Source organism: Paraburkholderia sp. BR10141 (assembly GCF_056155635.1).
Genome location: NZ_JBMIQH010000021.1, coordinates 41447 through 65098, shown reverse-complemented (window position 1 = coordinate 65098; position 23652 = coordinate 41447). Strand labels below are relative to the sequence as shown.

Annotated in this window: 20 protein-coding genes; 9 read left to right on the top strand and 11 right to left on the bottom strand. The window is 64.6% G+C overall.

Annotation, left to right across the window (positions count from 1 at the left end):
- Positions 1–11: 11 nt before the first annotated feature.
- From ACOJB8_RS26185 to ACOJB8_RS26175, 3 genes are all read left to right on the top strand, one after another.
- On the top strand, positions 12–1478 hold the full coding sequence (locus ACOJB8_RS26185) for an efflux transporter outer membrane subunit (RefSeq protein ID WP_475015051.1): 1467 nt from the start codon (positions 12–14) through the stop codon (positions 1476–1478).
- Positions 1479–1597: 119 nt separating this feature from the next.
- Positions 1598–3169 (top strand): alpha/beta hydrolase, encoded by a 1572-nt coding sequence (locus tag ACOJB8_RS26180; RefSeq protein WP_342946259.1) that lies wholly within the window; start codon positions 1598–1600, stop codon positions 3167–3169.
- Between the two features lie 213 nt (positions 3170–3382).
- On the top strand, positions 3383–4165 hold the full coding sequence (locus ACOJB8_RS26175; RefSeq protein ID WP_342946635.1) for a hypothetical protein: 783 nt from the start codon (positions 3383–3385) through the stop codon (positions 4163–4165).
- 98 nt (positions 4166–4263) lie between these two features.
- Here ACOJB8_RS26175 and ACOJB8_RS26170 read toward each other — a convergent pair whose 3' ends face one another.
- Both ACOJB8_RS26170 and ACOJB8_RS26165 read right to left on the bottom strand, forming a co-directional pair.
- Entirely contained in the window at positions 4264–5220 is a 957-nt protein-coding gene (locus ACOJB8_RS26170; RefSeq protein WP_342946258.1) for a cation diffusion facilitator family transporter, read from the bottom strand.
- Positions 5221–5318: 98 nt separating this feature from the next.
- The gene (locus tag ACOJB8_RS26165) at positions 5319–6734 is read right to left on the bottom strand and encodes a basic amino acid/polyamine antiporter (RefSeq protein WP_069267102.1); all 1416 of its coding nucleotides are present in this window, start codon (positions 6732–6734) and stop codon (positions 5319–5321) included.
- 293 nt (positions 6735–7027) lie between these two features.
- On the opposite strand from ACOJB8_RS26165, the gene ACOJB8_RS26160 reads away from it, so the two are divergent.
- The 4 genes from ACOJB8_RS26160 (at position 7028) to ACOJB8_RS26145 (ending at position 11407) form a co-directional block, all read left to right on the top strand.
- Positions 7028–7489, top strand: coding sequence for an outer membrane lipoprotein (locus tag ACOJB8_RS26160; protein ID WP_254315497.1), 462 nt, complete (start codon positions 7028–7030; stop codon positions 7487–7489).
- 89 nt (positions 7490–7578) lie between these two features.
- The gene (locus ACOJB8_RS26155; RefSeq protein ID WP_069267100.1) at positions 7579–9003 is read left to right on the top strand and encodes a basic amino acid/polyamine antiporter; all 1425 of its coding nucleotides are present in this window, start codon (positions 7579–7581) and stop codon (positions 9001–9003) included.
- A 174-nt stretch (positions 9004–9177) separates the two neighbouring features.
- Complete coding sequence (locus ACOJB8_RS26150; protein ID WP_475015146.1) at positions 9178–10368, top strand: arginine deiminase; 1191 nt, start codon at positions 9178–9180, stop codon at positions 10366–10368.
- Between the two features lie 187 nt (positions 10369–10555).
- Positions 10556–11407 (top strand): mechanosensitive ion channel family protein, encoded by an 852-nt coding sequence (locus ACOJB8_RS26145; protein WP_475015047.1) that lies wholly within the window; start codon positions 10556–10558, stop codon positions 11405–11407.
- A gap of 20 nt (positions 11408–11427) precedes the next feature.
- Here the strand turns inward: ACOJB8_RS26145 and ACOJB8_RS26140 are convergent, their stop codons facing one another.
- Both ACOJB8_RS26140 and shiA read right to left on the bottom strand, forming a co-directional pair.
- Positions 11428–12198: an IclR family transcriptional regulator domain-containing protein gene (locus ACOJB8_RS26140; RefSeq protein ID WP_475015045.1), complete on the bottom strand. Its 771-nt coding sequence runs from the start codon at positions 12196–12198 to the stop codon at positions 11428–11430.
- 97 nt (positions 12199–12295) lie between these two features.
- Entirely contained in the window at positions 12296–13603 is a 1308-nt protein-coding gene (shiA, locus tag ACOJB8_RS26135) for a shikimate transporter (RefSeq protein ID WP_069267097.1), read from the bottom strand.
- Between the two features lie 327 nt (positions 13604–13930).
- On the opposite strand from shiA, the gene ACOJB8_RS26130 reads away from it, so the two are divergent.
- Positions 13931–15058 carry a 4-hydroxyphenylpyruvate dioxygenase family protein gene (locus tag ACOJB8_RS26130; protein WP_475015043.1) on the top strand — a complete coding sequence of 376 codons (1128 nt, stop codon included), beginning with the start codon at positions 13931–13933 and terminating at the stop codon, positions 15056–15058.
- 179 nt (positions 15059–15237) lie between these two features.
- Here ACOJB8_RS26130 and hutC read toward each other — a convergent pair whose 3' ends face one another.
- The 7 genes from hutC to ACOJB8_RS26095 all read right to left on the bottom strand — a co-directional run bounded on the left by hutC (position 15238) and on the right by ACOJB8_RS26095 (position 21995).
- Positions 15238–15987, bottom strand: a complete 750-nt coding sequence (gene hutC, locus ACOJB8_RS26125) for a histidine utilization repressor (RefSeq protein ID WP_069267095.1) — start codon at positions 15985–15987, stop codon at positions 15238–15240.
- Positions 15988–16000: 13 nt separating this feature from the next.
- Positions 16001–17614 carry an HAL/PAL/TAL family ammonia-lyase gene (locus tag ACOJB8_RS26120; RefSeq protein WP_475015040.1) on the bottom strand — a complete coding sequence of 538 codons (1614 nt, stop codon included), beginning with the start codon at positions 17612–17614 and terminating at the stop codon, positions 16001–16003.
- A 19-nt stretch (positions 17615–17633) separates the two neighbouring features.
- Positions 17634–18425: an ABC transporter ATP-binding protein gene (locus ACOJB8_RS26115; protein WP_069267093.1), complete on the bottom strand. Its 792-nt coding sequence runs from the start codon at positions 18423–18425 to the stop codon at positions 17634–17636.
- Positions 18426–18450: 25 nt separating this feature from the next.
- On the bottom strand, positions 18451–19197 hold the full coding sequence (locus ACOJB8_RS26110; protein ID WP_342946249.1) for an ABC transporter permease: 747 nt from the start codon (positions 19195–19197) through the stop codon (positions 18451–18453).
- A 17-nt stretch (positions 19198–19214) separates the two neighbouring features.
- On the bottom strand, positions 19215–19946 hold the full coding sequence (locus tag ACOJB8_RS26105) for an ABC transporter permease (protein ID WP_475015037.1): 732 nt from the start codon (positions 19944–19946) through the stop codon (positions 19215–19217).
- A gap of 71 nt (positions 19947–20017) precedes the next feature.
- Positions 20018–20869 (bottom strand): transporter substrate-binding domain-containing protein, encoded by an 852-nt coding sequence (locus ACOJB8_RS26100; RefSeq protein WP_342946248.1) that lies wholly within the window; start codon positions 20867–20869, stop codon positions 20018–20020.
- Positions 20870–21260: 391 nt separating this feature from the next.
- The gene (locus ACOJB8_RS26095) at positions 21261–21995 is read right to left on the bottom strand and encodes an ArsR/SmtB family transcription factor (RefSeq protein ID WP_368729456.1); all 735 of its coding nucleotides are present in this window, start codon (positions 21993–21995) and stop codon (positions 21261–21263) included.
- Positions 21996–22137: 142 nt separating this feature from the next.
- On the opposite strand from ACOJB8_RS26095, the gene ACOJB8_RS26090 reads away from it, so the two are divergent.
- Complete coding sequence (locus ACOJB8_RS26090) at positions 22138–23568, top strand: MFS transporter (protein ID WP_475015034.1); 1431 nt, start codon at positions 22138–22140, stop codon at positions 23566–23568.
- Positions 23569–23652: the final 84 nt, after the last annotated feature.

Sequence of the window (23652 nt, the reverse complement as noted above, 5' to 3'; positions counted from 1 at the left end):
TGGAGTACGTCATGAGAACGCTGACGCGTGCTGCGATATTTGCCGCCGCTACCAGTTACCTGGCCGGCTGCATTAGCGTGGGGCCCGATTACAGTCGCCCCGAGGTGGCGGTGCCCGCAACGTGGCGGGTCGATTTGCCCGCGGCTGAAGAAGTCGTGGACACGGCGTGGTGGGATCAATTCGACGATCCGGTGTTGAACGACCTGATTCAAACCGCACTGCAGGGCAATCTGGACGTGCGTATCGCAGCGGCGCGTATCGACCAGTTCATCGGCTTGTTGCGCGCTGCACGCTCGCAGGGTCTCCCGCAGATCGGCTATGGCGCCAACGTGAGCCGCAACCGGACCAGCGAGGTCGGGATGCCACCGCTGTCCCCCTTGCTCGATCCCGTATTCAATCTTTATCAGGGCATGCTATCCGCTTCCTGGCAAATCGACCTGTTCGGCCGGGTAAGACGCCTGACCGAAGCCGCGCAGGCGCAGGTCTATGCCAGCGAACAGGCCCAGCGGGGCGTCGTGCTTTCGCTGGTGACAGGCGTGGCGACCAGCTACATCACGCTGCGCGGGCTCGACCGGCAACTCGAAGTCGCACGGGCCACGGCGAGTAACTTCGGCGAAACATTACGCATATTCGAGTTGCGCTATCGCGACGGCCTGGTTTCCCAGACGGAGCTGTCCCAGGTGCGCTCGCAGTACAAGCTGGCTCAATCCGCGATACCGGCCATCAAACAGCAGATCGCCATCGTGGAAAACGGCATTTCTATTCTGCTGGGACGTAATCCCGGGCCCATTGCGCGAGGCAAGTCGGTGAGCGAGCTGGTGCTTCCTGTCATTCCGGCGGATCTGCCTTCGACATTGCTCGAGCGGCGGCCCGATATTTTGCAGGCCGAACAGAATCTGGTCGCGGCCAATGCGAATGTCGGCGCCACGCGTGCGCTTTACTATCCCACCCTCTCGCTGACGGGGGCGCTGGGTTCGGTCAGTACCGCGTTCGGCGACTTCCTTTCCGGGCCCGCCTCGCTCTGGTCGGTCGCAGCAGGACTCACCGGGCCGATCTTCACGTCGGGTGCGATTGGTGGCCAGGTGCAGTCAGCCGAGGCACAAAAGCGCCAGGCCGAACTGGTCTACAGGCAGACGGTGCTGGGCGCGTTCAACGACACCAATAATGCGCTCGTCAGCTCACAAATGACCATCGAGCAGACCGCGCTTCAGCAGCAGCGCGTCGATGCTTTGCGCGAATATGCGAGGTTCTCGCGGCTCAAGTTCGAAGACGGGTTGATCGGCTATCTCGAAGTGCTGATATCCGAAAACGACCTGTTCTCCGCCGAGCTTGCGCTCGCCAACTTGCAGGCCTCGCGCTATAACCAGGTGATCAGCGTGTATCAGGCCATGGGCGGCGGCTGGGTGGATATCGCCGATTCGCGTACGCCCGTGTCCCTGAGCGCCGACCGAAAGGGCAATGCCTCACAGGGCAGGTGACACAGGCCTTAAAGACATAGGGCCAGGCTGCGCATCACGAAGCATCCGGTCGAATTGATACGCAGCAGAAGAAGGTCAAGGTCACTCTGTGTTTTGAAGTTGCTTCCAAGAGAAAACCCATGCTACGCACGTCGCTGAAGGTAATAAAAATATGCGTGTCGATCCTGGTCGTGCTCGCGTTACTCGCATTGGGTTTGCGGGCATGGTCTTCGCTGCGCGGCCCGCAACTATCGGTCTGGCACACCTACGTGCCGCGGGAGATGACCGTCGAAGCAATAGACGCCGGCGACTGGAGTGCGTACATGCGGGAGGAGTCGCGGCTTTTCGAGGATGTGCGCGTCAACGTCGTCGAAAAAATCGACGCATCCGAGCGTGTCCCGTCGAACCGATACTACGAAGGCTCACCGATCTATCCAGAGCACTTCGCTCAGGACTGGAACCGCTCGTACATACTGGAACCTCCCGGACCGCCGGTGGGAGCGGTCGTGCTGCTGCACGGCATGACGGACTCGCCCTACAGTTTGCGGCACATCGCGCGCAACTATCGTGACCGGGGCTTTGTCGCGATCGCCATCCGTTTGCCTGGACACGGTACCGTGCCTGCGGGACTGACCAATGTCACATGGCAAGAATGGGCCGCAGCAACGCGCCTCGCGGTTCGCGAAGCGCGCCGGCGCGTGGGCCCGGACAAGCCGCTGGAACTGATAGGCTTCTCGAACGGCGGCGCGCTTGCCCTGCAATATGCAATGGACGCCATCGAGAACCCCGCGCTCACGCGTCCCACCCGGCTCGTGCTCATTTCGCCGATGATCGGAGTCACGCGTTACGCGCGGTTTGCGGGCCTCGTGGGACTACCCGCGATGTTGCCCGCGTTCGCGCGGGCCGCCTGGCTTGGCATCGTGCCGGAATTCAACCCCTTCAAATTCAACTCGTTCCCGGTGAACGCAGCGCGTCAGTCCTGGTTGCTTACCCGCGCGATCCAGGAGCAGATGGCGAGGCTCGAGCGTGAGAATCGGTTGAATTCGCTCCCTCCCGTGCTGACGTTCCAGTCGGTGACCGATTTCACGGTCAGCACCCCTGCTGTCATGTCGTCGTTGTATGACAAGCTTCCCGCAAACGGCAGCGAAATCGTGTTGTTCGATGTGAACCGCAGCGTGAGTTTCAGAACCTTCCTGCGCGTCGCGTCCTATTCGGCGCTCACACGGCTGCTGCGCATCGGGCCGCAGAACTATCGCACCACGGTCATTGCCAACGCCTCCCAGGATTCGGCTCATACGGTCGAACGCAGTGTCGATGCCGGCAGTGTGGCAACTCACGTTCGCCCTTTGGAAATTGACTATCCTCCGGATATTTTTTCCTTATCGCATGTCGCGATTCCATTTCCCGTGACGGACGCACTCTACGGCATCGAGCCGGGCGACGACGAGAACTTCAATGTCAACCTTGGTACGCTCGCGCCGCGCGGAGAACGCGGCACGTTGATTCTGACGCTCGACTCGATGTTCCGGATTGCATCGAATCCGTTCTTCCCGTATCTCCTGCAACGCGTCGACGAGGGCATCGGCAAGATGCCTCCGCCAATTGTCGATTCACCGAGGCGCACTCATGAGACCGCTGCCGGGAAGCCGGAGGATCCCGCAGAAGCGTTGAGGGAACTGGAGCAGGCCGGAGATGATTACGTCGAGCCGTAAGCCGACGCCTGCAACAGCAACTCGACTGGAAGAATCGACAGCATCCAGACACCGGGTCGGCCGACCTTGTTACTGAGCCCGGTTTGTCCGATGATACGGGCAGGGTGCGCAAGCTCGCATGGGGCCGCCGTGGCCACCGGCTGGTCAGACGTACTCGTGGAGCACCGGCACCTGTTGAGTGTTGCGTCATACCCGGAGACGAGCACCGTGAACATGACCCGATTGCTGCTCGGCAGCATCATGCTCTTCGTGGTGGGTACGGTGTTGCAGCTGGTATGGCCGCTGGCGCAGGCGGCGTCGTATCACCACTTCGCCGACCAACGCGCGCTGGGTTTGATACCGCATGCCGCGGACGTGCTGTCGAATCTCGTCATCCTGGCGGCAGGGATCGCCTGCCTCAGTTGGGCGAAGCGCAATGCGTCGCGGCAGCCGCCAAAATTCCCCGGCATGGTAGTCGCCGGATTCGGGCTCGTGCTGACCGCAATCGGGTCGGCCTACTATCACTGGGCACCTTCCGACGCGACGCTCGTCTGGGATCGCCTGCCGATGACAATCGTCTTCGCCGGCATACTGGCGATGGTCTGGACGTCGAACACCGGGCAGCGCGTAGGCTGGGTGCCGTTGCTAATCCTGGTTGCGGTATCGCTAGGCACGATCGAGTACTGGCTCGCACTCAACAGCCTGTGGCCGTACGCGATCCTGCAGTTCGGCGGGCTCATGTTCATCGTCGGCTTGACGCTTACGCGCAAGGTGGACAGCGTATTCGGCTGGACGATGGTGATCGTTTTCTACGGGCTGGCCAAGATCTTTGAGAGCCTTGACTGGCAGGTGTGGGAGCTCACTCGCCATGTGATCGCGGGGCATGCGCTGAAGCACGTATCGAGCGGCCTGGCCGGTGCCGCCCTGATTCTGGTGGCGAACGCGGCACCGCGCTTTGCAGTCGGCCCGGTTCCACCGCAGCCGGGAGCGATCGACCATTCCCAGTCGCCGCGCTGACGTGTTCGGATGACAAAGTTTCCGATGGCCGCCAGGATGGAGCCGGACACGCCGCTGGAATACTCGCCTTCTTCGAGCGCGCTCAGGTGAGGCGCGCGTTATCCAGGCTGGCGTCCGTCTTCCCAGCGCGGGTCCGCGGTAATCTGCACAATGAGCCGGCTTTCCAGCGGATTCGCGCTGAGCGTTTCCCAGATGCGTTCGCGCAATTCGTCCTGCGAGGCGAGATCGCTTAGCGTGGACGTTGCACCGACGAGCACGCTGACTTCGACAAAATTACGCCGGCCCGCCTGGATGACGTGTGTGTGATGGCGCAGAATGCCAAGTTCGCGTTCGAGCTTCGAAAGCGCCATCTCGATCTCCGAACGCGGATTGTTCTCTTCGGGGCTCATGTGCAGCAATTCAGCAAAGCTCGTGCTCACGATCTTCACTGGCGCAAAGAAAAAAATCAGTGAGAGCCCCGCGGTCATTGCACTGTCGACATAGCGCGCCCATAGATAGTGAAAGCTTTCGGGCAATATCGAATACACGAAAAAGCCGAGCAGTGTGGCTGCGCTGAACGAGAATTTCATGATCCATTTCCAGCCGTCGGTTTTGAGCAGCTTGGAATTGATCTGCGCGGCCGCGCGCTTTTTATAGACCACCATGGCAAAGCTGATCACGCAACTCGCGGCGCTGATCAGCATGACGCCTTGCGCATTCACCACGTGGCCGCCCGAACGTATCCCCTCAATCCCGTTCACGAAGCCATATACGCAAACGAGCAGCATCATGAGCCCGTTTATGCCGTTCACGAGCGGCTCGAGGAACCAATACCCGTATTCGAAGCGAGTCGTCGCGGGCCGGCTCACCACGGTGGCCACGAGCAATCCAAGCGCGGAACTCGCGAGATTGAGCAGATAGAAAATGGCGGTGAGCAGCAGCGTATCGGATTGCACGAAGAAGCCATAGCCGACGTTGGCCGCGAAACCGAGGCACACGACGTAAATGGAAACCTTCATCGTGCGCTGCTCGACCGCTGCGAGCCGCGCCTTGCGGAGCGCGTAGCTGATAGGCATGGTTCCTCGCTGTCGAACTTTGGAACGTTTGGATGGCAGCGGTGAGGCGAAACGCAGTCACGAGGCCGATGGATGCGGGCAGGCGCCGTGGCGCGCGGCTAACGCCACGCCGGGGTGCTCAGCCCAACGATCGCGGCGAGTCCGCCGCCCATCACCACGAGAAACGCGCACCACTCGGGCCGCGAAAATAGCGCCTCGCCACGCTCGCGACGCGCCCACATGTACAGCAGGCTGCCGGGTCCATAGAGCAGTGCGGACATGACGAGCAGTTCCAGCCCGCAAGCGTAAAGCAGGAACAGTGTATAAATCGTGGCGATGCCCGCTGTGGCATAGCGCAGTGTGCGCGTTCGCGCGCTCATGGCCGCTTGCGGCAGTGCGCGGATGGCCTTGAGCCCGAAGGTCGCCACGAAGAAGTAGGGGATGAGTGCCATCGCACTCGTGAGGCGCAGCATGAGCGAGAAGGCGTCGGTGGACCAGTAGGTGCTGATGACGAAGGCCTGTACCACGCCGCTCGTGAGCCAGATCGCGGCGGTGGGAAGCTGCCGGGCGTTGCGGCGCGCGAAGATGGCTGGCATGGCGTCCGCTTTCGCGCTCGCATACAGCACTTCCGCGCAGATCAGCGACCACGCGAGGTAGGCGCCGAGAACGGAGACGATGAGCGCACCGCCGATGAACACCACGCCCGGCGAGCCGATTACGGCGCCAAGCACCGACGCCATCGAAGGTTGCCGCATGACGGCGATATCCACGCGCGGGAGATGCGCATAGGGCAGCAGCGTCACGAGCACGAGCAGCAACAGCACGAAGGCGAAGCCGAGTACCGTTGCCGCGCCCACGTCCGAGCGCTTCTTCGCGTAGCGCGAATAGACGCTTGCGCCTTCGATGCCGAGAAACACGAATACCGTCACGAGCATGGTCCCTTTGACCTGCGGGGCAAGCCCTCGAGCGCTTTCCGCGAGATTGTCCGTGAACGGCTCCGCACTCGCATAGACGCTCAAAATGCCGATAAAAACGAAAATGGGCAGAATCTTGACGACAGTAAGAATCGCATTGATGAGCGTGGCCTGCTGAATGCCGCGCAACAGCATCCAGTGAAATGCCCATATGCCGACCGACGAAACGGCAATGGCAATCGGTGTATTGCCGTTTCCAAACGCCGGCACGAATGCGCCGAGCGTGGATTTGATCAGCACCCAATAAGAGACATTGCCGAAGCAACCTGCCATCCAGTAGCCGAACGCGGAGAGAAAGCCGGCGTAGCCGCCGAAGCCGTCACGTGCATAAGCAAAGATGCCGGAGTCGAGGTCGGGCCGGATTTCGGCGAGAAGCTGGAAGACGCGGGCCAGCATATACATGCCGCCTCCCGCAATGCACCATGAGATGACGGCGGCCATTGGGCCCGCTTCGAGCGCGAAGTTGCGCGGCAGCGAATAGATGCCGGCGCCGACCATGGAGCCCACGACCATGGCCGTCAGGACCGGCAGCGACAATTTCTGGTCATCCGTCGATTTCATGTTCGAGCCTTTTTCTGATCTTTGACCGGTCGTAATGCAAGCGCGGGAAATCGCGGATAAAAAATGCGCGCCACATTGAATCGATGAACTATTCTCGAACGAATGTCACGTTGAATACATCATGTGCGAATCGTATTCCATAATGTTCGTCAGGTGTCCGGAGGATGGAAAGCAAAAGGAGAATTACCGGGAACGTATTGGTTGAATGTTCGCTAATGACCCTATGTGTAATCGTTAGCAAACAGGTCGAATGAATTAGCGAATCCGCAATGCGCCGCATTAGGGGGAATCTCATGCGATATCTCGCAGCAACACTTCTTGGCTCCGCAGTTGCTTCGCTCGCGCTTTCCGGCTGTGAGGCGCCGACTTCTGGCTCTGTCTTCACGCCAGCCCAGGCGCAGCAGGTGTTCGTGGTCGAACTCGGTGCGGTCGAATCGGTTCGGCCCGTCACGATCCAGCCGGGCCCAACGGGCATCGGCGCGATCACCGGCGGCGCGCTTGGCGGCATCGCGGCAGGCAGCAACATCGGGCGCGGCACCGGCGCTGTTGCAGCGGGCATCGGCGGCGCCGTGCTGGGCGGCGCGGCGGGCAATGCCGTGGAGCAGCGCGTCACGCAGCGGCAAGGCCTTGAAATCGTCGTGCGTCTGGATTCGGGACAACTGATATCGGTGGTCCAGGATTCGGATCAGCAATTCGTCCCCGGTGATCGTGTGCGTGTGCTGATGGGCAACAACTCGGTGCGCGTGACGCGGTGACCCGGCAGGCGCCCGAAGCCTGAACGGCGGCGCAGCGGTGCGCCGGCCGCCCGATAAAGCGCAGTTCCAAACAAAAAGCGAGGAAACCGATGGCCGATACCGAGCAGAAGATGAGTCGCGTGCAGTTGACCGCGATGGTAGTCGGGGGCATGGTGGGCGCCGGGATCTTTTCTCTGCCGCGAACCTTCGCCAATGCAACGGGGCCGGTCGGCGCGGCGATTGCGTGGCTCGTGGCGGGCGTGGGCATGTACACGCTCGCGCGCGTGTTTCAGGCGCTCGCGGAGCGCAAGCCGAATCTCGACGCCGGTGTGTTCGTCTATGCGAAAGAGGGCTTTGGCGATTACCCCGGCTTCCTCTCGGCGTTCGGTTACTGGATCGGCAGTTGCATCGGCAACGTTTCGTACTGGGTGCTGATCAAGTCCACGCTGGGCGCGTTCTTCCCGATTTTCGGCGACGGCAACACGGTCACGGCCATCGTCGTCGCGTCGATCGGCATCTGGCTGTTTCACTTCCTCATTCTGCGCGGCGTGAAGCAGGCCGCATTCATCAACACTGTCGTGACCTTCGCCAAGGTCATTCCGATCGTGGTGTTCATCGTCATCCTCCTGTTCGTATTCAAATACGGGACCTTCCACCTGAACATCCAGTCCGCGGCGCAAGAGGGCGGCCTCATCCAGCAGATTCGCGCGACGATGTTCGTCACCGTGTTCGTGTTCATCGGCATCGAAGGGGCGAGCGTGTATTCGCGCTATGCGAAGGAGCGCACGGACGTGGGTCGTGCAACGATCTTCGGCTTCGCCGGCGTGACCACGCTCATGGTGCTCGTTTCCATGCTGCCTTTCGCCGTGCTGCCGCGCGCGGACGTGGCGGGCATGCGCCAGCCCTCGATGGCGGCCGTGCTCGAAAGCGTGGTCGGTCCGTGGGGCGGGATTTTCGTGAGCATCGGCCTGATCGTTTCCGTGCTCGGCGCGTATCTGGCGTGGTCGCTGATCTGCGCGGAGGTGATGTTCGCGGCGGCGCGCAATCAGGACATGCCGGCCGTGTTCGCGCGCGAAAACGCCAACAACGTGCCGGCCAATGCGCTCTGGATCACCAATATCGTCGTGCAGTTGCTGGTCGCGAGCACGTATTTCTCGCGCGATGCGTTCTCGCTGATGCTCAACCTCACGAGTTCGATGTCGCTGATTCCGTATCTGTTCGTCGCCGCCTACGGGTTCATGGTCTCGAACCGCGGCGAGAGCTACGAGGTTCGGCCCGAGGAGCGCAGGCGCGATCTCGCGCTGGCCACGGTCGCCGTGATCTACACGTTGTTCATGATCGTGGCCGGCGGTCTCAAGTTCATCCTGCTATCGGCGATTCTTTACGCGCCTGGCACGGTGCTGTATTTCCTCGCGCGGCGCGAGCGCAAGCTGAAGGTTTTCCAGCGTACGAGCGACTGGGTCATTTTCATCGTGGCGGCCGTAGCAGCCATCGTAGGCGTCGTTGCGCTGGCCACGGGCACCATGGCGGTCTAACGAGAACGAGCGGAGATCGATATGTCCAAGTCGAAGGGCGGTGGCAAGAGTGAAAGGGGCGAAAAGGTAGAAAAGGTAGAAAAGGCGGAGAAAGCCGCGAAGGGCGGCAAGGGCAAGGCGAAGGAAGGGAGCGCGCTTGGCGTGTACTCGGAGGTCGGGCAACTGCGCAAGGTGATGGTGTGTGCGCCCGGCATGGCGCACTCGCGTCTCACGCCGAGCAATTGCGACGAGCTGCTGTTCGACGACGTGCTGTGGGTCGACAACGCGAAGCGCGACCATTTCGACTTCGTCACGAAGATGCGCGACCGCGGCGTCGAGGTCGTGGAAATGCACAACCTGCTCGCCGAAACCGTTGCCGTGCCAGAAGGCAAGAAGTGGATTCTCGACAACCAGATCGTGCCGAACCAGGTCGGGCTGGGGTTCATCGACGAACTGCGCAGCTATCTGGAAGAGCTCGAGGATCGCAAGCTGGCCGAGACCTTGCTCGGCGGCCTCTCGATCCACGATTTCCCCGAATCGCATGGCGGCGCGGCGCTCAAGGTCGTGCGCGAAGCGGCCGGGTCCACCGAATATCTGCTGCCGCCGCTGCCGAACACGATCTACACGCGCGACACCACCTGCTGGATTTACGGCGGCGTGACGCTCAATCCGCTGTACTGGCCCGCGCGGCACGAGGAAACGATTCTAGCCGCGGCGATTTACCAGTTTCATCCGGATTTCGCGGGCAAGGTCAACGTATGGTGGGGCGACCCCACACAGGACCACGGCATGGCGACGCTCGAAGGCGGCGATGTCATGCCCATCGGCAACAAGACGGTGCTGATCGGCATGAGCGAGCGCACCTCGCGCCAGGCGATCAGCCAGCTCGCCGCCACGCTCTTCAAGAAGGGCGCCGCCGAGCAGGTGATCGTGGCGGCGATGCCGAAAATTCGCGCGGCCATGCACCTCGATACGGTCTTCACCTTTGCCGATCGCGACTGCGTGCTGATCGCGCCGGATTTCCTCGCACGCACGCGCACCTTCACGTACCGGCCCAGCGATCAACCGGCGGGTGTGGAGCTGCGTCAGGAGAAGAAGTCCTTTGTCGAGGTGGTGAGCGCGGCGCTCGGCATCAAGAAAATGCGTGTGGTGGAAGCGGGCGGCAACGACTACCAGCGTGAACGCACACAATGGGACAGCGGCGCGAACCTCGTTTGCACCTCGCCCGGCGTGGTCTTCGCTTACGACCGCAACACCTATACGAACACGCTGCTGCGCAAGGCCGGCATCGAGGTCGTGACGATTGTTGGCGCGGAACTGGGGCGCGGGCGCGGCGGCGGCCATTGCATGACGTGCCCGATCATTCGCGACGCAGTGGACTTCTAGCGTCGCAGGGCGAGGAGATCGTTGCGGGCGCAAGCAGCGGCGGCATCTCCGCGCCGCAATGGTGCCGGATCGATGGGGCGTGGAAGTCGAGACTTTCAAAGCTTACGGGCATGCGGACTGCTACGCAGTCCTGTGGGGTGCGCCATGCGCGCATCTCGCCCCCATCGCAACCATCTGATCCCCGATCATGGACGATTTCCTCAACCGCCTTTTCCATCTGCAACCCTCGCTGCTCGCCACGATGACACACGACGTGATGAATGTGATCGTCGCCGTGCTGATACTGGTGGTTGGGTGGTGGGTTTCCAATCGCGTGGCGCATGTATTCGCGAGCATGCTCGCGCACTCGCACGCCGATCCCACGCTCGCACCGATGCTCGCAGGTATGGCGGCATGGACCGTGCGCGTCATTGCGCTCGTTGCCGCGCTCAGCGAGGTGGGCATCGCCACGGCTAGCGTGCTCGCCGCGCTGGGCGCCGCCGGTCTCGCCATCGGCCTCGCATTGCAAGGCACGCTGCAAAACATCGCTGCCGGCATCATGCTGCTGATGCTGCGCCCGTTTCGCGCGGGCGACGTGATCGAAGGCAGCGGCGCGGCGGCGGGCATCGTGTGCGAAGTGGGGCTGTTCACCACGCGCATCGAGCGCGGCGACGGCAACGTCGTCTTCGTGCCGAACAGCCAGATCTGGAGCAATCCCGTCATCAACTACAGCAGCGGCGGCACGCAGCGTATCGACGTCACGGTCGATCTCGCGCGGCGCGACGAGGTGGACGCCGCCATCGGCAAGCTCAAGGAGATGGTTTCCGCCGAACCGCGCGTGCAGAACGGCACGACGCTCGCGCCGACGGTCGCCGTGGACAGCTACCCGTCCAGCGGCGGCGCGCGCTTGCTGGTGCGCGCCTGGGTGCGCAACGCCGACGCGCAATACGCCGTCGACGACATCCGCGGACATGCGCGCGAAACACTCGCCACAGCGGGACTCGCCGTGGCGGGCAACGCGCGCATGGCGGCCGACCATGCGGCGCTCACGCGCTCGTGAGCCGTTGCTCAAACGTAGCGTTAAAGCACGTTGAGCATGGCGAGCGCGCTTTCCTGCAGATGCGGCAGAACGCGCTGAAGGGCCACCTCGGGACTTTCCTCGCCCATCGGCATGTTGGTGCTGAGCGCGGCGACGACTTCGCCGTTGCGATTCCTGAGCGGCACGGCAATGCCGCGCACGCCCACCTGCAACTGCTGCTCGATGAGCGCATAGCCGTCCACGCGTGCGCGCCCGATTTTCTCGCGCAAGCGCGCGCCGCTCGTGATGGTATGCGGCGTGAAGGGCGACAGTTCGACCGTATCGAGCCACGCTGAAACTGCGCTTTGATCGGCCTCGTGCGCGAGCAGCACCACGCCTGGCGAGATGAGCGGCGCGGGCACGCGCGCGCCGAGTACGAAGCCAGTCGTCATGACGCGCGACACGCCATTGCGCGCGATCACGACGAGGTCCCAGCCGTCGAGCACGCTCACATAGGCCGACTCGTTGAGCGTCGCGCTCAGCTGCTGCAGATAGGGCTGCACGGTGCGCGGCAGACGCGCCGAATCGAAATAGGACCAGCCTACCCGCAGCACGCGCGGCGTAAGGCCGTACAGCCGGCCGTCCGTGTACACATAGCCCAGCGATTCGAGCGTGAGCAGATAGCGGCGCGCGGCGGTGCGCGAGAGGCCGGTGCGCTCGGCCGCCTGGGTGGGCGTCATGCGCGCGTGCTCGCTGTCGAAGGCTTCGAGAATCGCGAGGCCTTTTTCGAGCCCGGCGATCCAGTCGCGCCGGTCCAGTGGCGGTTTTTTCATCGGCGCGCAAGACCCTGTGCTGCACGGTGGTCAAAACAATGGAAAAAGCCGCAAGCGCGAAACGCCTGCGGCTTGCGTGCGAACGATCGGCTCTTGCTCACTCCGGCTTCATGCGCGCCGCCACGATCAGCGAGATCAGGCAGCCAATCGCGAGGTACGCGGCGACGAGGTGCCACGAACCGCCGCCGAAGCCCACCAGCGCCACGGCGATGAACGGGGTGAAGCCGCCGCCCACCACGCTCGCGAACTGGTAGCCCACGCCCGCGCCGCTGTAGCGGTACTCCGCGCCGAACAGCTCGGTGAAGAGCGGTTGCTGCACGCTCACGACCATGTCGTGGGCGATGTTCGCGAGCATCACGGAGAAGATCACGATCCAGATCGTGGCCCGCGCCTCGAGCGCGAGGAAGAACGGCACGGCGCTCAGAAGACCGATGAACGCGCCGATCAGATAAATGCGGCGCAGCCCGAGGCGATCGGCGAGCCACGCGAAGCAGGGGATCGTCACGCAGGAGAGCGCGCCGACGAACAGGCCGATGCCGAGAAAGAGATCGCGCGACATGCCGAGGTTGGTGGTCGAATAGCTCAGCGCGAAGGCGGTCACGATATACATCGTGAAGAGTTCGGCAAGGCGCAGCGCGATGATGTACAGGAAGGCCTTCGGGTGACGCGTGAGCGCTTCGAGCACCGGCATCTTGAGCTTGCGATGACCGTGCTCGACTTTCTCGACGAACTCGCGCGACTCGTCCATGCTCGAGCGCACCCACAGGCCGACGAGCACCAGCACCACGCTGAAGAGGAACGGCAGACGCCAGCCCCACGAACGGAACGCCGCGTCGCCGAGCAGGTGGCTCAGGAGCGCCACGAGGCCGGTGGCTAGCACGAGGCCCACGCCGTAGCCCACCTGCACGCCGCTGCTATAGAACGCCTTCTTGCCGCGCGGCGCGCTTTCCACGGCCATCAGCGCCGCGCCGCCCCATTCGCCGCCCACGGCGAAGCCTTGCAGCGCGCGCATCGTGACGAGCAGCACGGGCGCCCACCAGCCGATGGTCGCAAAGGTCGGCAACAGACCGATGGCCACGGTGGAAAGGCCCATCATCATGACGGTCAGAACGAGCATGCGTTTGCGGCCGAGCCGGTCGCCGAAGTGGCCGAACACGACGCCGCCGAGCGGCCGGAAGAGAAAGCCCACACCGAAGGTCGCGAACGCGGCGAGCGTGCCCATGGTCCTGCCGACCTGCGGGAAGAACGCCACGTTGAACACCAGCGCGGCGACGATGCCGTAGAGCAGGAAGTCGTACCAGTCGACGACCGCGCCGACGAAGCTGCCGAGCGCCGCCTTGCGGGCCTGGCTGCGCGACGGGGCGAAAGGGGCAGCGTCGCCGGTGGTGTCGAGGCTTGGGGTCATCAGTTGTCTCCAGACTGTTGCGCATGTGCCATGCTGCTGCAGTATTCAGGATGCGCGCTAAACGTGAGACGCAGCATAGGGCGGCCCTCGCGGTCCGGCAATGCGTGGTGGCGCCGTTTTGCGCGATTATCGCCCAAGTGCGTGCGATTATCGAACGCTTTGCGGGTTTGCACCGAGATGGCGCGTGGACCGACCGCGCACGGCGGTCTTCGTCAAAATGAACGAAATGGTTAAAATCGGCCTGCCTCATATGCCAGATTCGCGGCCTCGAAGTCGCGACGGGGCGGCGAGGTGTCCGTTTCAGCGCTTGCGTCAGGAGCCCACTGCATGTCCAGCCCCTCTAATCCTCCGCCGCAGGCGGACAATCCGCTCGGCATGGCGGGACTCGAGTTCGTCGAGTTCGCCGCGCCCGAACCCGCCGATCTCGGCCGCCGTTTCGAGCAGTTCGGCTTCAAGGCGATCGCACGCCACGTGAGCAAGGCGGTCACGCTCTACCGCCAGGGCGAGATGAATTTCCTGCTGAACGCCGAGCCCGACTCGTTCGCCGCGCGTTACGCGCAGGAGTACGGCATGGGCATCTGCGCGATCGGCGTGCGCGTCGACAATGCCAGGCGCGCCTTCGAGCACGCCATCTCGCTCGGCGCGTGGGCGTTCGAAGGCGAGCGTCTCGGTCCCGCGGAGCTGCACATTCCCGCGATCCAGGGTATCGGCGACTCGCACCTCTATTTCATCGACCGCTGGCGCGGCCGCGGCGGCCAGCGCGGAGGCGTGGGCGACATTTCGATCTTCGACATCGACTTCCGGCCCATCGACGTCGCCACGGCGCATACCGATCTCGATCACGGCGGCACCGGCCTCACGCGCGTCGACCATCTCACGCAAACGGTGGGGGCGGGGCGCATTGCCGAATGGCTCGACTTCTATCGCGACCTGCTGCATTTCCGCGAGATCCACGAAATCAACGCGAACTGGCACGTGTCCGAGGAGTCCCGCGTGATGGTTTCGCCCGATGGCGAACTGCGCATTCCTGTTTATGAGGAAGGCACGCGGCGCACGCAGCTATTGCACGACTATCTGCCCGAGCATCCCGGCGAAGGCGTGCAGCACATCGCGCTGGCGAGCAACGACATCCTCGCGAGCGTCGATGCGCTCAAGGCCAATGGCGTGGAGTTCGTCGAACCGCCGCCCGCTTACTACGACACCGTGGATGCGCGTTTGCCAGGCCACGGCGTGGATCTGGAAGCGCTGCGCAAGCGCCATGTGCTGATCGATGGCGAGATTGGCGATGACGGCGTGCCGCGGCTCTTTTTCCAGACCTTTGCCAAACGCCATCCCGGCGAGATCTTTTTCGAAGTCGTGCAGCGCAGCGGCCACCACGGTTTCGGCGAGGGCAATCTCGACGTGCTCGCGCGGGCGCGCGAGGCGGCCGCGAAGCTGGGCCAGGCGCCCGGCTAAGTCCCACCGTGCACGACGTCAGCGTTCAACGCGTGACTTCGCGGCTGCGCCCGTTGTCTTGCGCGTGCGCGCGGTAGCGAGCGCGGCGGCGCGCGGCGAGACCATCGTGCGGCAGCGATGGCGAATTTCCTTGCTGAACGCGGTGCACGCCTGAGTCATCAGGTCGGTGGCACCCCGTGTCATGTCGAGACTTTGCCGACCAGATGAAAACGCGACGAGGGATGCCAAAGCTCGACGGCGGTCGCCACGGCACTGCCGACCCACGTACGCCGCCACATCAGCAGGCAGGGCTCGCCAATGTTCATCGCAAGATGGCGTCGTATATCCGCATCCGGTTTTTGCGCGTAGATCCGGAACTCCGCCCGTTGAACCGGCGCGAGCCGCATCATGTAGTGGTTCGGTGTTTCCCGTGTGAAGTCCTGTTCGAGATAACCCGGAAACACATGGGGGTTCACGTAGCGGTCCTCGTACAGAATCGCTTCGTCTTCCTCGTAGTGGACGATACGCGAGTGGAACACGGAACCGCAGCCGAGCTCGAGCGCGGCCATCGCCTGATCGTTCGAGCTTGCGCCCAGCGTCAGCACCCGCGCGCTGTGCCGGTGACCGCGCGCGGCGATTTCGTCGGCGATGTTGCGAACCTCGAGGACGGTCGATTCGACGTCGCGCGAGGCGACGAACGTTCCCGCGCCCTGAACGCGTCTGAGCACATGCTCGGCCGACAGTTCGCGCAGCGCGCGCGATACGGTCATTCGCGCGACGCCGAATTCCTTGACGAGCTCTGTCTCCGACGGAATGGCCTCACCGGGCTTCCAGGTCCCGTCCGTGATTCGATCGACCACGTAGCGCTTGATCTGCTCATACGCTGGAGCGGCCTTATGCGCTGTCGCGGACTGCGTCGAGTTGTCGATCAGCGAAGATGGCGCGTTCATACCTGACCTCGCTTCAGACGCCGACCGTGCCGGGAACCGCGCGGCTCGCCGGCGCCGCCGTACTGCGCGCGATTGGCGGCATATCCGGCGCCGGTTCCCGCGAGACGGTCATGGCGTCGTCTCGTGCCGTGCCGGGAAGTGGCGGAGGGGCGCCGTCGGCAACGAGGCGAAACGCGAAAGTCATGTCGTCGGAGAGCGGGCGGTCGTCGCGATAGGTCGGCAGCGTGGCGCGCACGCCGGCGTAGAGCGCGTCCGTATAGGGCGCGCGCGCCGCGTCGAGCGGCTGCAGATCGTAGGCTTGTGCCGCGGCGAGCAGTTCGATGCCGAGGATGCGGTTGCTGTTCTCGATGACCGCGAGCGCCTTCAGCGCGGCCGGCGTCGCATGGCACAAATGGTCTTCCTGCAGCCCCGATGTCACGCCGCCGTCGAGACTCGCGGGAGCGGCTTCACGGCGGTTCTGCGCGACGAGCGACGCGGCCGTGTACTGCGCAATCATGAAGCCCGAACGCGTGCCGCATGCGTGCGCGAGGAAGGCCGGCAGGCCGCTCACGAGCGGGTTGACCAGACGGTCGAGGCGGCGTTCGGCCATCGCCGCGACCTGCGCAATCGCGGTAGCGAGACTGTCCATGGCGAGTGCGATCGAGGCGCCGACCGCATGCGCCTGGGAGTACACCCGGGGCGATTCCGGCGTGCCGGCAACGATCGGATTGTCCGTCACCGAGGCAAGCTCGCGGTTCACGACTTCGGCCGTTGCCGCGAACGTGTCTCGCGCGGCGCCGTGCACGTGCGGTATCGTGCGGACGCTGAGCGGGTCCTGGGTGCGCCGCCCGAGCGAAATTTCGAGCAGCGCGCTACCGGCGAGCGCCGCGCGCAGACGCTCGCCCACGTGGGCGAGGCCCGGCGACACACGAAATGCAAGTGAACGGGTGTCGAACGCCGCGATCTGCCCGCCCAGATTCTCGAAGCTCATTGCGGCGACGACGTCCGCCCAGTCGAGCAAGCGCTCCGCGCGGTGAAGCGCGAGCGCAGCGAGCCCGGTCACGCACGGCGTGCCGTTCACGAGGCTCAATCCCTCCTTCGCTTGGAGCGACAGGGGCTGCAAGCCGAGCCGCTGCAGGGCCTGAGCGCCGCTCACGCGCTCGCCGTTCCAGCGCACGTGTCCCGCGCCCACGCAAACGAGCGCGATGTGCGCCATATGGCTCAGATAGCCGACGGAACCGAACGCGGGCACCTCCGGCAGGCAATTCGCCTCCAGCAGCGTGGCGAGACGCTCGACGACTTCGAGGCGCACACCCGAGTGTCCATGCGCGAAGTTATTGATGGCCGCAGCCATGATCGCGCGCGTCTCGTCTGCCCCTAGCGGCTCGCCCACGCCCACTGCGTGGCTCATGAGGATGTTGTGCGACAGGTCGTGCTGTTCGTCTTGCGAGACGATCACGTCGCACAGCGCGCCCACGCCCGTGTTCACGCCATACGCGCGGATGCTGCGCGCGACGATCTGTTCGACGAGCACACGGGCGCTGCGAATGTTCGCCTGCGCATCGGCGCCGAGGATCAGCGGCTCGCCTGCGGCGACGCTAGCGATCGCGCGCCAGTCGAGTGGATTCTGGGTACGGGTGATGGCCATGGGAGTGCGTGGTGCGGGTTTAGTGAGCGTTGCGATCCTGGTGGCTCGACACGAACTGGCGGAAGCGGTCCGACTTCAGTTCGCCGAATACCTCGTCCGGCGTGCCGTCCGAATCCACCTGGCCCTGGTGCAGGAACATCACGCGATTCGAAACGTGGCGTGCGAAGCCCATCTCGTGCGTGACGACGAGCATCGTGCGGCCTTCGTCGGCGAGCGTGCGCATCACGCGCAGCACTTCGCCGACCAGCTCGGGGTCGAGCGCCGAGGTCGGCTCGTCGAACAGCATCACCTTCGGATGCATCGCGAGCGCGCGCGCAATCGCCACGCGCTGCTGCTGGCCGCCCGACAGGTGTGCGGGGTAGTGGCCGCGCTTGTCGGCAAGGCCGACCTTGGCGAGCAGCGCCTCGGCTTCTTCGACCGCCTCGGCGCGGCTGCGCTTGAGCACGCGCATGGGGCCTTCGATCAGGTTCTCCAGCACGGTCATGTGCGACCACAAGTTGAAGTTCTGAAACACCATGCCGAGTTGCGAGCGCACGCGGTCGACCTGACGGCGGTCGCCCGGTTGCAGCTTGCCGTCGCTGCGGCGCTTCATCTTGAGTTCCTCGCCCGCGAGCGCGACCGAGCCGTCGTCCGGCGTCTCCAGCAGATTCAGGCAGCGCAGGAACGTGCTCTTGCCCGAACCGCTCGCGCCGAGAATCGAAATGACGTCGCCCTCGTGCGCGTCGAGCGAAATGCCCTTGAGCACGTGATGGTCACCGAACGACTTGTGGATGTTGCGCACCGACAGCGCAATGGGTGCTGACGTATTCATCAATCTCTCCAGGTAGGGCGGCGGGTCACGACGCGGCACGCGTGGCTTCGAGCGGCGCGGCGGGTTTGCGCGGGGCGGGCGGCGCCGCGCGCAGGTGGCGCGACAGCCGTTGCTCGACGAAGCCGATCACGCGCACGACCACGAAGTTCAGGAACAGGTAGATCAGCGCGGCGCACGTAAATACCTCGGTGGTGCGATAGGTCTGCTGAATGATCTGCTGCGCGACCCCCGTCACTTCCCAAACGGTGACAAGGCTAGCCAGCGCCGTCGACTTGACGAGCAGCACGGCTTCGGTCGAATACGCGGGCAGGCACTGACGCAGCGCGATCGGGCCGATCACGCGGCGCAGCAGGGCGAAGCCGGAAAGACCGATCGAGTAGCCGGCTTCGATCTGCCCGACGGGCACCGCCATGAGGCCGCCGCGGATGATCTCGGCCGTGTATCCCGCCGTGCACAACGCGAGCGAGAGGACCGCGCAGACATAGGGTTCGCGCAACACGGGCCACAGAAAGCTTTCGCGAATCACGCCGAACTGACCGAGGCCGTAATAGACGAGGAACATCTGGATCAGCAACGGCGAGCCGCGAAACACGAGAATGTAGGCGCGCGCAAAACGGTTCGGCAGCCAGTGCGGCGAGACGCGCATCGTGACGATCACGAGCGAGAGCAAGCCGCCCAGCACCAGCGACGCGAAGAAAAGGCCGAGCGTCGTCGGCACGGCGCCGATGAGCTGGCGCATCGTGTCGAGCAGGAACGCGAAATCGATATGCATGAGTGTGCGCTCCCCGATCAGTTGCGCGCGAAGTTGCGCTTGAACGAGCGGCCGACGACCGCTTCGGCGCGACCGAAGACACGGTTCGACACACCCGTCATGGCGAGATAGAGCAGACCGCCGACGACGAAGAAGAGGAAGTACTGGTGCGTCGAGCCCGCTGCGATCTGGCTCGCCCGCAGCAACTCGGCGAGCCCGGTGACCGAAATCAGCGCGGAGTCCTTGAGGCTCAGTTGCCAGACATTGCCGATGCCGGGCAGCGCGTAGCGCAGCACCTGCGGGATCAGGATCCGGCGAAACAGCGTGAGCGTCGGCATGCCTATCGCGCGAGCGGCTTCGAGTTCGCCGCGTGCAACGGCGAGCACGGCTGCGCGATAGACCTCGGCCTGATAAGCGCCCGAAATCATGCCGACCGCGAACGCGCCGACGGCGAAGGGCGGCACGCCGACGAATCCGTCGGCGCCGAACCACTGACCGACGGTGGTGACCAGGGAAGAGCCGCCGAAGTAGAACAGATAGATGACGAGCAATTCGGGCACGCCGCGAAAGACGGTCGTGTAGAAGTCGCCGAAAACGCGCAGCACGCGCAAGCGCGAGAGTTTTGCCGCGGCAATGAGCGCACCGAACACGGCGCCGATTGCCAATGCGGCGAACGTGAGCACGACGGTCATCAACGCGCCGAGGAGCAGAACGCTACCCCAGCCGTCCGGACCGAGGCCGAGTGTGTTGAATAGCGATAACAGAGACATGGCAGGGATCCAGGCGGGTCGGGAAGCGAAGGCGCGCGTCAGGCGCGGCGCGCGCCGCCAGGGTGCGATGCTTACGGCGTCACGTCGGTCTTGAACCACTTCAGCGCGAGCTTCTTCACGGTGCCGTCGGCGAGTGCCGCCGTGATCGCGCTGTCGAACTTCGCCTTCAGGTCGGCGTCCTGTTTGCGGAACGCGAGACCTTCGCCCGGTCCCCAGATCGGACCGGCAATCATCGTGCCGGCGATTACCACGGGCGACTTGTCGGCGTTGGCGGTGTAGTAGGTCACGTCGTCGAACGTGGCGTCGATGCGGCCGTTCGTGAGATCGAGATCACGCTCGGGCGCGGTCTTGTACACGCGCACTGACGCGACGTCCTTGAAGTTGGCGTTGATGAAGCCGGTGTACACCGTGCCCGACTGGATGCCGATCGTCTTGCCCTTCAGCGCCTTGCGCATCGACTCGATGGCGGGCGCGTTGCTGCGCGAGTCGGCGTCGAGCTTCAGAGGCGTCGTGTTCGGGCCGCCCTTGGGCAGGATCTTCGGATCGGAGACGGCGAAGGTTGCCGGGGTGGCCGCATAGGGCTTCGAGAATGCAATGATTTTCTCGCGATCCGGCGTGATCGAGATCGCATCCATCAGGACATCGAACTTGCCCGCCTGCAGGCCCGGAATCATGCCGTCCCAGTCCTGGGCGACGAGCTTGCACTGGATTTGTGCACGCGCGCACAGGTTTTCGACGAGTTCGGGTTCGAAGCCGCCAAGCTTGCCGCCCGGCAAGGTCAGGTTCCAGGGCGCATAGCTGCCGTCGAGTGCGATCGTCACGCTTTTCCATTCCTTCGCGCCGGCACTGCCGCTTCCAAGCAGCGTGACGCCGAGTGCTGCGCCAATCAGCGCTTTTGCCAGCCGGGTGTACTTCGCCTGCATGACCATGCTCCTTTGTCGGTGGGTACCGTGGACCCGTGGGGACGTTCATTCGTTCGTGCGACTTGCATAGACAAGCATGGAGAGAAAAGAATTTGAGCGCAAGAGAATTTCATAAATCCCGACTCATGGAAAACCCTGTGAACGGGCGTGGACTTTCGATGAATTCGCGCTTGTGGCAAGTCGAGTCGTCGTTGCGACATGGGCTGTTGCGGTCATTGGAATACCTCCTTAATTGTCTAGTCATTTCAAAAGTGAGACCTGCCTGGGAGTTCGGCGGCTGCATGGTGCACAACCCCGGCTACGACTTCAACGACCAGGTGCTGCCGCTCGGCGCGGCGTGCTGGGTGCGGCTCGCGCAGCGGTTTCTCGTCGCGTGACGCGGCGCAAGTCGTTAGTCGTTCGAATCATCGGCGTGGGCGGCCAGCAGGTCGGGCGTCAGGCCCAGCCGCTCGCGCAGATCGGCCCAGCCGCGCGGCGTGACCTGCACCGCGCGCGACGCACGCGTACGCCGCATCCAGCCGCGTTCGCACAGCAGCGTGAGAAAGGCCACGCCGAGCGGCCCGGCCAGATGATGCTGGCGCTCGGTCCAGTCGAGGCATTGGCGCGCAATGCCGTGACGCCCCGGCTTGAGCGCGGCGACGTCGAGCCCGAGTTCGCCGAACCATGTCTGCCCCGCGGGCGTCACCGCGAAGCGTTTGTCCGCTTGCGCCGTGATGAGCCCCGCATCGGTGAGGCGCTCTGTGATCGCCACGCCGACCTGGCCCGCGAGATGGTCGTAGCAGCAGCGCGCGAAACGCAGGTCCCGCGCCTCGCGGCCAAGCGGCTTGCGGCGCACCGGCGCGCGCGCGCCGACCGCCGCGAGGTTTTCGAGCAAGGTGGCGACCTGGGCGTCCGCGAGCCGGTAGTAGCGGTGGCGGCCTTCCTTTTCCACGGCCAGCAGCCCGCCGTCGAGCAGCTTCGCCAGATGGCTGCTCGCCGTTTGCGCGGTCACGCCGGCCGCGTAAGCCAGTTCGCCGGCGGGCAGCGCGCGGCCATCGGCAAGCGCCATCAGCATCGCGGCGCGCGCGGGGTCGGCGATCAGGAAGGCCGTGGCCGACACCCTCGGGTGCGTGTTCGTGCCATTCATGCGTTTCTCCAAAGCATACGCATAGCGTAACGCGCGAGCAGGCTCGCATGTTTCGATACGCATCGAAGCATCGCCACTGCCGCGCGTCCGATACTGGGCTCGTGCCCGGCGCCCAACGCGCGCCGGCGTAGCGGGAGAGCCTATGCAAATGCAGGAGACGCACCGGACTCAAGAGACGTACAGCCGGGAACAGCAACGCCGGGTGCTCTGGGCCACGAGCATCAGTTATGTCGTGGTGATCCTCGACACCTCGATCGTCAATGTCGCGCTCGAGCGCATCGGTGCGAGCCTTGCGGGCGGCGTGGCCGGCCTGCAATGGGTCGTGAACGCCTATACGCTCGCGTTCGCGAGCCTGCTGCTTTCGGGCGGCACGCTCGGCGACCGGCTCGGCGCGCGCCACGTCTACATGGCCGGGCTCGCCGTCTTCACGGCGGCTTCGGCGTGGTGCGGCGCCGCGCCGAGCCTCGCGCTGCTCACGCTCGGACGCGTGCTGCAGGGCGTGGGGGCGGCACTGCTCGTGCCTGCATCGATGGCGCTCATCAACGGCGCGTGCGCCAACGCGCGCGAGCGTGCCGCCGCCTTCGGGGTGTGGGCCGGGCTGGGCGGCGTCGCGATGGCGGCGGGTCCGTTGCTGGGCGGCGTGCTGATCGGGTTCGTCGGCTGGCGCAGCATCTTTCTGCTCAACGTGCCGGTGTGCCTCGCGGGCATCGTCATGGCCGCGCGCGTGGCGCCGCAGCCGCGTCCGGGCGCGCCGCGCCGGCTCGATCTCGCGGGCCAGGCCGCGGCCATCGCGGCACTGGCGCTGCTCAATGCCGCCATCATCGAGGCGCCTGCGCACGGCTGGCGTGCCCCGGTCGTTGCGGGCGGTCTCGTGCTGGCGTGCGGAGCGGCGATCGCCTTCGTCGTGCTCGAAAAGCACCGCGCGCAGCCGATGCTGCCGCTCGGCTTCTTCCGCGAGAGCGTGTTCAGCGCGGCCGTGCTGCTCTCGATGATTTCGGCGTTCACGTTCTACGGTCTGCTATTCGGACTCAGTTTGTATCTTCAGCGGGAGCGCGGCTATGCGCCGTTGCACGCGGGCCTCGCCTTCCTGCCGCTCACCGTGGTGGTGCCGCTCGGCAGTCTGCTGTCGCGGCGCGCCGTGGTGTGGCTCGGGCCGCGTGCGCTCGTCGCGCTCGCCTGCCTGCTCGCGGCGGCGGGCTATCTCGGCGCGGCGGCGTGCGGCACGACGGCGCGCTACGACTTGCTGGCCTTGCCGCTGCCGGCCATCGGTTTCGCCGCGAGCCTGATCACGCCCGCGGCCACGGCGGCGCTCATGGCGACGGTCGATCAGGGCCGCGCGGGCATCGCCGCTGGCGTACTCAACGCGGCCCGGCAGACCGGCGCGGCGCTCGGCGTGGCCGTGGCGGGCGCCATGATCGCGGGGCGCGCGTCGATCGGCGCGGGCATGCGCGTGAATCTGCTGATCGCCGCCGTGCTTTCGGCAGGCGCGGCGTGGATGTGGTGGCGTGCGTGGTCGCACCAGGCGGCGCACGGCGCCCGGTCGCATGGCGCGAAGAAGGCGCGTGGCGGGTAGCCTTGCGCCTGACGCCTCACCCGCGCGCCCTGGATCATCCGCTGCGGATTCTGGGATAAAGTGCCGTTGCATGCATCGCGCATT